Source organism: Streptococcus sp. SM3, assembly GCF_027497875.1.
On record NZ_JAJNSA010000028.1, the window covers coordinates 19,094 to 27,176 of the forward strand.

Below are 8,083 nucleotides of genomic sequence, written 5' to 3' on the forward strand. Positions count from 1 at the left end.
TCTTATACCTGCGAACGCTTACTGAAAATCACATATTAACTATACCAAAAAAAGAGGAGCGATAGGCCTCGATTTCGCTCCAACTATAGTTAGATTAAGAATTCCTTTAATTAGTACAAACAAGCTTTATTTGTTACCTACCCGTAATAAAAATATGATAAAATGATTCAACTAATATAAAAAAATGAGGTTTACCTATGAGTGAAAAAATAGAATATAAAAAAGAAAAAATTTCTTATTCCTATTCTATCGTTCCTATAATCGTGATGATTTTAATTTTTCTATTTCAAGCAATCCAATCAGGTTCTCAAGTAAAATCAACTCCCCAAGGGACCTTCTCTAGTTCAAGGCAAGAACTTCACTACTCTTCAACCCAGAATCAAATCACGTCCGCAAGGAATACCGAAGCCTCTCAGCTTTCAAGTTCAAGAAATAATGATGATTTTCTTTTTCTTTTTCTTGTATTCACCGGATTTTCTATCGCTTCCTTCTTACTTATCGCCTGCTACAATGGGATGACAGCAATTGAGCCTCCCCTCCTCACTATCACTGATGATGCTATCTATACTATTGGAAATGCATATCGAAACCAGTTACAGATGAAATATAGCGACATCCATAAAATAGAATACAAAATAAAGACTAGCTCCGCTAACGATGTTACTTATACAGATCGCTTTCTTTATTTTTATGATAAGAAGGACAAACTACTCGACAAGGTGAATTTTTCAAATGCAGAAGGAGCCGATTTTAATACAATACAAAAGCAAATTAAAGAACGCGCACCTCACATCGAATGGATTTATCCTTCCTAAATAAATTTCTACTAATTTTTCCCACTAGAAAAAACACCAAAAAAATAGAAGCCAATGGCTTCTATTTTTTTTATGATCTTATAATCCTGGTTCTTGACCAAGTTCAGCTGCCACCATCCAAATGTTCTTTTCAAGTTCTGCTTTAGCCCCAACAAAGATATCGTTGGTTACATCGTCGCCTTCAGCGTCGGTAACATCCAAAGCTTTTTGGTAAAGGCCGTCAAGGTAATGGAAGATTTCAAGAACACGTGTCAAGCTTTCTTCTACATTTTTCGTAAATGTTCCACGGCGTTCTTCAATATTGCTGTGTTCCAAAAATTCAGTCATGCTAGAATATGGCGCGCCACCAAGAGTGATCAAGCGTTCGCTCACTTCATCCAAGGTTGCATCCAAGCTGTCCATGTATTCGTCCATCTTTGGATGCCAAACCATAAAGCCACGTCCACGCATATACCAGTGTACTTGGTGAAGGGCAATGTGAGCGACGTAGAGATCTGCTACGACTTGGTTCAAGAGGGCTTTTGTTTCTGGAAGAGTTTCTTTATTAGAAGGTGCAAAAGTTGCTACATCAGTAGCTGCTTCATGTTTCATAGTTGTCATATCGTTTCTCCTTTTTTATAATGATTCTAATTAACTATGTCTCTATTATATGCTTCCTCCACCAGAAAGTCAAGATAAAAGATTTAAAAAGTTCATTCCAAAGCTGGAATAGTTGTCAATTGAAGGAAGATACGATAGAATGAAGAAGACTAATCGAAAGGCTTGACTAATGAAATATATCTTTACCTTCCTGATCTCCATGGTTCCCCTTGTTGAATTGCGCGGGGCCATCCCTTTTGCCATTGCAAATGGTATTCCCTTATGGACAGCGCTCCTGATCGGAGTGATCGGAAATCTTCTCCCTGTCCCTCTGATCTTCTTCTTCGCCCGCCATATCCTCACTTGGGGGGCAAAAAAACCGATCATCGGAGGCTTTTTTAGCTGGTGTCTCAATAAGGGCCATAGAGGCGGACAGAAATTAGAAAAAGCTGCAGGAGACAAGGGAATCTTCTGGGCCTTATTGCTCTTTGTGGGAATCCCTCTTCCGGGAACTGGTGCCTGGACCGGAGCTCTTGCGGCCTCCATCCTTGACTGGGACTTCAAACGCAGTAGCCTCGCAGTCATGCTCGGAGTGATACTAGCCGGCCTCATCATGGGAACCCTGTCTCTGCTTCTAGGAATCGATACCTTCGCACATTAAGCAAAAGACTGAAGCATCGGCTTCAGTTTTTACTCACAAAAAAGAGGCTTCCTTCGAAACCTCTTATTTTTTTATTCTTAGTTGTTAAGAGCTGCTGCCATTGTAGCTGCAACTTCTGCTTCAAAGTCATTTGAAGCTTTTTCAATACCTTCACCAACTTCAAAACGAACGAATTCGATAACTGAAGCATTTACTGATTCAAGGTAAGCTTCAACTGTCTTGCTGTCATCCATGATGTAGACTTGTGCAAGAAGAGTGTAGGCTTGGTCAACTTTTGTGTTGTCCAAGAAGAAGCGATCCATTTTACCTGGGATGATTTTATCCCAGATTTTTTCTGGTTTACCTTCAGCTGCCAATTCAGCTTTGATATCTTCTTCAGCTTGAGCAACCACTTCGTCAGTCAATTGAGCTTTAGAACCGAATTTCAAGTGTGGAAGAGCTGGTTTACCAACCATTGCACGGCTTTCGTTATCTTGGTCGATGACGTGGTTCAATTGTGCCAATTCATCTTTCACGAATTGCTCATCCAATTCTTTGTATGAAAGAACAGTTGGTTTCATTGCAGCGATGTGCATTGAGATTTGTTTAGCAAGTGCTTCGTCTCCACCTTCGATCACAGAGATAACACCGATACGTCCACCGTTGTGTTGGTAAGCACCGAAGTGTTGTGCATCTGTTTTTTCAAGCAAAGCAAAACGACGGAATGAAATCTTTTCACCGATTGTAGCTGTTGCAGATACGTATGCAGCTTCAAGAGTTTCACCTGAAGGCATTGTCAAAGCAAGAGCTTCTTCGTTGTTAGCTGGTTTACCTTCAGCGATGACTTTTGCTGTTGCGTTTACCAATTCAACGAATTGAGCGTTTTTCGCAACGAAGTCAGTTTCAGCGTTTACTTCAACTACTGCTGCAACGTTACCATTGACATAAACACCAGTCAAACCTTCAGCGGCAACACGGTCAGCTTTCTTAGCTGCTTTAGCCATACCTTTTTCGCGAAGCAATTCGATCGCTTTTTCGATATCACCTTCAACTTCAACCAATGCCTTTTTAGCGTCCATGACACCGGCACCAGATTTTTCACGCAATTCTTTTACAAGCTTAGCTGTAATTTCTGCCATTTTTGTTCTCCTATATTTTTTTAATAAAAGAAGAGGGTCGGGCTGAGCCCTGCCCTCTTAGGTTCGTTACTTATTGAATGAAATTAAGCGTTGTCGCCTTCTACAACTTCAACGATTTCTTCGATTGAATCAGCTTGACCTTCAGTAGCTGCCAATTCAGCTTCTACTGTAGCAACACTGTCTTCACCTTGACGTCCTTCGATAACAGCGTCAGCCATTTTCGCAGTGATCAATTTAACAGCGCGGATAGCGTCATCGTTCGCTGGGATGATAACATCGATATCATCTGGGTCAGTGTTTGTGTCGACCATCGCTACAACTGGGATACCCAATTTCTTAGCTTCTTTAACAGCGATTTGTTCTTTATGTGGATCCACAACGTACATTACGTCTGGGATACGAGGCATGTCTTCGATACCGCCCAAGAATTTTTCAAGACGAGCGCGTTGTTTGTTCAACAATGCAACTTCTTTCTTAGGAAGGACTTCAAAAGTTCCATCTTCTTCCATGCGTTTGATTTCTTTCAAACGAGCGATACGTTTTTGGATTGTTCCCCAGTTAGTAAGAGTTCCACCCAACCAACGGTGGTTGATGAAGTATTGACCTGCACGAACAGCTTCTTCTGCAACAGCATCAGCAGCTTGTTTCTTAGTACCTACGAACAAGATGACTGCATCGTTTGCAGCTGCATCACGCATGAAGTCGTATGCTTGGTCTGCATATTTTACAGTTTGTTGCAAGTCGATAACGTGGATTCCGTTACGTTCTGTGAAGATGTACTTAGCCATCTTAGGGTTCCAGCGACGAGTTTGGTGACCGAAGTGTACACCAGCCTCAAGAAGTTGTTTCATTGAAATTACTGCCATGAGTAGTTTCTCCTTTTTTGTTTTTTTCTCCTCTCTCAGACGTCAACTTGCAGCACGACCACAAGGGCAACGGTGCCACAATGGATCCGAGATGAGTATTTGCTGTCTTAGACAACTCTATAAGTATAGCAGAAATCCCTAGAATTCGCAAGCTATTTGAGAGATTTTTTCAATCCCTACGATGAAATGGTTTTCTAAAGTTGTTTGACGTAAAAAGTTTTTCTTGACCTATCTTTATTTTTAGGTTACAATATTATATGTTATGGCGGTATAGCCAAGTGGTAAGGCACGGCTCTGCAAAAGCTTGATCGTCGGTTCAAATCCGTCTACCGCCTTGATAATAAAATTTTTTATCATCTTTTATCTTTTAAAAATTCCCCTAGCAATAGGGGGTTTTTTTGTTGCCATTTGCTCCTTTCCTTGATTATTGATATAATAAAACCTCGCCTGATTGGCGAAGCACATTAGAAAGGGTATTTATGAAAAACATTCGTTTCTTTGCGATCGGCCTTCTTTCACTAGTGACACTAGCCGCTTGCTCACCTGCCAATTCTGCGCAACCAGCAAAAACAGCTTCTAGCTCTAGAAAACCGATCAAACAATCTTCTACCAAAACATCATCTAGTAAATCGTCGAGCACTTCTTCAGACAGCAGTAGCTCAGATGATTTTTCAGGCCGCTTCAGCTTGGATCCAGATGATGGCGCATCTCTCCAATATGTGCCAGGAGCTGCATCCATTCCTGAGATCGAAAAGCTCAAGAACCTCCACCCTACCACCGGTTTTGTATTGAGAACCGAAGATGGACAAGAGGTTGGTGGGCCAAAAGAAAGAAGCAGTTACGATGACGTAGTTGCAGCCTTTGGTCAACCCGTAAGTAGTACAGACAGTGCGAATCCTGGCGATGGGGTCAATGTTTGGGCAACAGACAATGGCGATATCATGGCTTTCTTCCGCAATAATGTGTTAACAGATATCACCTTCCGACTAAGAGGAGGCGATGCCAACCACCAATCTACTGGCAGCATTTCCAAATCCGATACACCAAAAACGGCCCTCGAACGTCTCGGAAAACCCTATGCTATTATGCGTTCAGAAAATGGGACCAGCTATGTCTATAAAGATAGCAACGGAGATGAATCTAGCTTCTCTACACAAGGCAATAAGATCTTCAATGTTACGTCTACTGCAGAAACCAAGCAGTTAAAAAAGATCACTGGCCTGGATAAAAATCAATAATAAGCAATCAAAAGAGGCTGGGACAAAAGTCCTAGCCTCTCAATTATTTTTGGATTGTCGAGCAAGACGCAGTGGTTGAGTGGGCTCTACTACGCTGATTTCATCAGATTTTACAGCCCTACTCAACTGTGCGGAGGTGGGACGACGAAATCGAATTCTAACGAATTACCGATTTCTGTCCCACTCTCTCTTTCTTACAATTCAGCAATTTGGTTCAAATTCACTTCTGCAACCGTATCGTTACCGAACATAGAAATGACCATTTTGACCTTGTTGTTATCAATTTCAGTGATCTTACCAGTATAGTCTGTGAAGGCACCGTCGATGATACGAACTGTATCGCCTACCTTGACATCCAAATCAAACTCTTGAACGGTTTGACCCATAGAGAGCAAGATACTGCGGATTTCTTCTTCCAACAATGGAGTTGGTTTTGAACGGTTTCCGTGGGATCCAACGAAACCAGTAACGTTCGGGGTATTCCGGACAACAAACCAAGCTTCATCTGTCATGACCATTTCGACCAAGACATAACCTGGGAAGCGGTTTTCTTCGATTTCTTTTGTTTTACCGTTTTTCTCAACTTGTACGGTTTGAGTTGGAATCTCTACGCGCAAGATGTTTTCTAACATATTATAAGTTTGCGCACGTTGCAAAAGATTCTCTTTTACCTTGTTTTCATATCCTGAGTAGGTTTGTAGTACAAACCAGCCTTTATCAAAACTGTCCATTTGGGCATCCTTTCTTTCTGTTTAGCCTGCTCGAGCTTTTGTGAACATACTAAAAAAAGCCTCTTGGCTTTCCTTTTCCTAGCTTCATTATACCACATTTTGCCGGAATGCAAAGAGGTTTGCTGATTTATTTTTAAGAAAAGGCCATAAAAAGCAGGACCCTTGGGATCCCGCCTGGCTTCTTTTCTTAAAAGAAATTGATCATGTGCAATAGGCCACGTGCAATGACTTTGTCGAACAAATAAATCAATGCAACAAAGAAAGCGGTGTACTCAATCACTGAGATAAAGTTTTTCCATCTTTCCTTGCGATTTGGCCAAGTTGTATCTTTTAGTAAGACGAAAATATCTTTAATGAATTTCACAACTCTCTCCTATCGTGTTTCTTTATGGATGGTATACTTGCTGCAATGTTTGCAGAATTTATTGACTTCTAGACGTGTTGGTTTTGGCGTCCCACTCAACTTAATGGAGTAATTGCGTGACCCACAAACCGTACACGCTAGACTTGCTTTTTTTAATGCCATAACGCCTCCGTTCACCCCATTATAGCAAGTTTTCCACGTTTTGACAAGGACAGAAAATCTACTGTTAATAAAAAAGCAAATCTAAAGCGTTATCACTCTGGTTTTTTCCTCATTTTTGGTAAAATAAAACAAAAGGAGACGAATATGAAAAGTGATAACTTAAAAGAAAGTAGAAATATCGAAGACCGTCGAGGGCAAAGTTACTCCCAGTCTTCAGGCAACAGTAACCTTGGCGGGGGCATTTTACAAATTTTGCTATCGCCTGGTAGCTTCAAGAGTAAGATCATCATCATCCTTGTCATGGTCCTTCTAGGAGGGGGAGCTAGCCTTGGGGGCCTCTTTGGAAATGGGACTTCACAACCTTACCAGTCCACCCAAGTCACGCGCACCAATAAGACCCATGTCGACGATGCAGACGCCCAGTTCGTCAGCAAAGTCCTTGGGACAACAGAAGATCATTGGCACAAGGTCTTTCAAGCAGAAGGACGGACCTACCAGGAGCCCAAACTAGTCTTCTATACTGGACGGACAAAGACAGGCTGTGGAGTTGGGCAAGCATCGGCTGGTCCCTTCTACTGTCCAACCGATAAGAAAATTTATTTGGATATGAGTTTCTACAAGGAATTGACCACCAAATACAAGGCTAGTGGCGACTTTGCCATGGCCTACGTCATCGCCCATGAAGTCGGCCACCACGTACAAAATGAGCTGGGAATCCTTGGCAAATACCACCGTATGCAGCAAGGACTTTCTGAAAAGGAAAGGAATGCCATCAGCGTCCGCATCGAGCTGCAAGCAGATTACCTAGCAGGTGTCTGGGCCCGCTCCATTCAAGACCGAAACCTTTTGGATATCGGTGATATCGAAGAAGCCATGAATGCGGCCCATGCAGTCGGTGACGACACTCTCCAAGAGCAAGCATACGGCTACTCGGTGCCAGATAGTTTTACCCACGGGACTTCGGAGCAACGCATGCGCTGGTTCAAACGAGGCTACCAGTACGGGGATCTCCAACACGGCGATACCTTTAGCTTGTCAGATAGTGAACTCTAATTAAAAACGATTCAGAAGAATTTCTGAATCGTTTTTTTGATTAGAAACCAAGCCAACCTTTAAAGGTATCCCAAGCATTTTTCGCTTTTCCTGGGATATCGGCCTCGTCGATTGCTTTTTTCGCATCATCGACCATATTTGACGCCTTTTCTTTGACATCCTCAAAGAAACCTTTGTCTTCTTTGCTGTCTGTTTCTGTCGTTTCTTCTCCGACTGGCGCAATGCCATTTTCAGCATAAGAGTTCTTCACCGAATCAAACTGAGTACCGTCTGTATAAGGCAGGACACTGTTGGCAACATTGCGGAAGATCTCTGACGCCGTTCCGGCACTACTATCGGTCAGGTAATGACCTTCATCGGTCGTTGGGAAACCAAGCCATTGACTGATGACCACATCTGGCGTGTATCCGATCACCCATTGGTCTCCAGAGAGGTCCTTGTTAAAGCTGGTCTCTGTCGTACCGGTTTTCCCAGCCATGGTATAGCCATAAGGCGC

At 42.3% G+C, this 8,083-nt stretch carries 10 protein-coding genes, 1 tRNA gene and 1 pseudogene; 5 read left to right on the top strand and 7 right to left on the bottom strand.

The genetic code is table 11. The annotated features are described in order from the left end of the window. Positions 1-197 precede the first annotated feature (197 nt). Positions 198-815, top strand: coding sequence for a hypothetical protein (locus tag PAN06_RS06130; RefSeq protein ID WP_049474192.1), 618 nt, complete (start codon positions 198-200; stop codon positions 813-815). Positions 816-893: 78 nt separating this feature from the next. Here PAN06_RS06130 and PAN06_RS06135 read toward each other — a convergent pair whose 3' ends face one another. Continuing rightward, positions 894-1,415 (bottom strand): Dps family protein, encoded by a 522-nt coding sequence (locus tag PAN06_RS06135; protein WP_003001978.1) that lies wholly within the window; start codon positions 1,413-1,415, stop codon positions 894-896. Positions 1,416-1,584: 169 nt separating this feature from the next. Here PAN06_RS06135 and PAN06_RS06140 point away from each other — a divergent pair, with 169 nt between their 5' ends. Then, on the top strand, positions 1,585-2,055 hold the full coding sequence (locus PAN06_RS06140) for a small multi-drug export protein (RefSeq protein WP_003002130.1): 471 nt from the start codon (positions 1,585-1,587) through the stop codon (positions 2,053-2,055). A gap of 77 nt (positions 2,056-2,132) precedes the next feature. Here the strand turns inward: PAN06_RS06140 and tsf are convergent, their stop codons facing one another. Together tsf and rpsB are read right to left on the bottom strand one after the other, a co-directional pair. Beyond that, positions 2,133-3,173 (bottom strand): translation elongation factor Ts, encoded by a 1,041-nt coding sequence (tsf, locus tag PAN06_RS06145; RefSeq protein WP_003001949.1) that lies wholly within the window; start codon positions 3,171-3,173, stop codon positions 2,133-2,135. An 83-nt stretch (positions 3,174-3,256) separates the two neighbouring features. Continuing rightward, complete coding sequence (rpsB, locus tag PAN06_RS06150; protein WP_003002189.1) at positions 3,257-4,039, bottom strand: 30S ribosomal protein S2; 783 nt, start codon at positions 4,037-4,039, stop codon at positions 3,257-3,259. Positions 4,040-4,303: 264 nt separating this feature from the next. Here rpsB and PAN06_RS06155 point away from each other — a divergent pair. Then, positions 4,304-4,374, top strand: a tRNA-Cys gene (locus PAN06_RS06155). Positions 4,375-4,560: 186 nt separating this feature from the next. Further along, positions 4,561-5,277 (top strand): hypothetical protein, encoded by a 717-nt coding sequence (locus PAN06_RS06160; RefSeq protein WP_269795874.1) that lies wholly within the window; start codon positions 4,561-4,563, stop codon positions 5,275-5,277. Positions 5,278-5,471: 194 nt separating this feature from the next. Here PAN06_RS06160 and nusG read toward each other — a convergent pair whose 3' ends face one another. The 3 genes from nusG to rpmG all read right to left on the bottom strand — a co-directional run bounded on the left by nusG (position 5,472) and on the right by rpmG (position 6,534). Further along, positions 5,472-6,008 carry a transcription termination/antitermination protein NusG gene (nusG, locus tag PAN06_RS06165; protein WP_003002077.1) on the bottom strand — a complete coding sequence of 179 codons (537 nt, stop codon included), beginning with the start codon at positions 6,006-6,008 and terminating at the stop codon, positions 5,472-5,474. Between the two features lie 187 nt (positions 6,009-6,195). After that, a complete protein-coding gene (secE, locus tag PAN06_RS06170; RefSeq protein WP_003002261.1) occupies positions 6,196-6,372 on the bottom strand; it encodes a preprotein translocase subunit SecE in 177 nt (58 codons plus the stop codon). A 9-nt stretch (positions 6,373-6,381) separates the two neighbouring features. Beyond that, on the bottom strand, positions 6,382-6,534 hold the full coding sequence (rpmG, locus tag PAN06_RS06175) for a 50S ribosomal protein L33 (RefSeq protein ID WP_003009043.1): 153 nt from the start codon (positions 6,532-6,534) through the stop codon (positions 6,382-6,384). 144 nt (positions 6,535-6,678) lie between these two features. Between rpmG and PAN06_RS06180 the strand changes: the two genes are divergently transcribed. Next, on the top strand, positions 6,679-7,587 hold the full coding sequence (locus PAN06_RS06180) for a neutral zinc metallopeptidase (RefSeq protein ID WP_061591185.1): 909 nt from the start codon (positions 6,679-6,681) through the stop codon (positions 7,585-7,587). Positions 7,588-7,627: 40 nt separating this feature from the next. On the opposite strand, the pseudogene PAN06_RS06185 reads toward PAN06_RS06180, so the two are convergent. Then, positions 7,628-8,083 (bottom strand): annotated as a pseudogene (locus tag PAN06_RS06185) (penicillin-binding transpeptidase domain-containing protein); the annotation flags it as partial.

Bases quoted from the DNA above. Each gene is read 5' to 3' on its own strand.
- PAN06_RS06180 (WP_061591185.1), top strand. From the start codon at position 6,679: ATGAAAAGTGATAACTTAAAAGAAAGTAGAAATATCGAAGACCGTCGA.
- nusG (WP_003002077.1), bottom strand. From the start codon at position 6,008: ATGGACAGTTTTGATAAAGGCTGGTTTGTACTACAAACCTACTCAGGA.
- rpmG (WP_003009043.1), bottom strand. From the start codon at position 6,534: ATGGCATTAAAAAAAGCAAGTCTAGCGTGTACGGTTTGTGGGTCACGC.
- PAN06_RS06135 (WP_003001978.1), bottom strand. From the start codon at position 1,415: ATGACAACTATGAAACATGAAGCAGCTACTGATGTAGCAACTTTTGCA.
- tsf (WP_003001949.1), bottom strand. From the start codon at position 3,173: ATGGCAGAAATTACAGCTAAGCTTGTAAAAGAATTGCGTGAAAAATCT.
- rpsB (WP_003002189.1), bottom strand. From the start codon at position 4,039: ATGGCAGTAATTTCAATGAAACAACTTCTTGAGGCTGGTGTACACTTC.
- PAN06_RS06130 (WP_049474192.1), top strand. From the start codon at position 198: ATGAGTGAAAAAATAGAATATAAAAAAGAAAAAATTTCTTATTCCTAT.
- PAN06_RS06140 (WP_003002130.1), top strand. From the start codon at position 1,585: ATGAAATATATCTTTACCTTCCTGATCTCCATGGTTCCCCTTGTTGAA.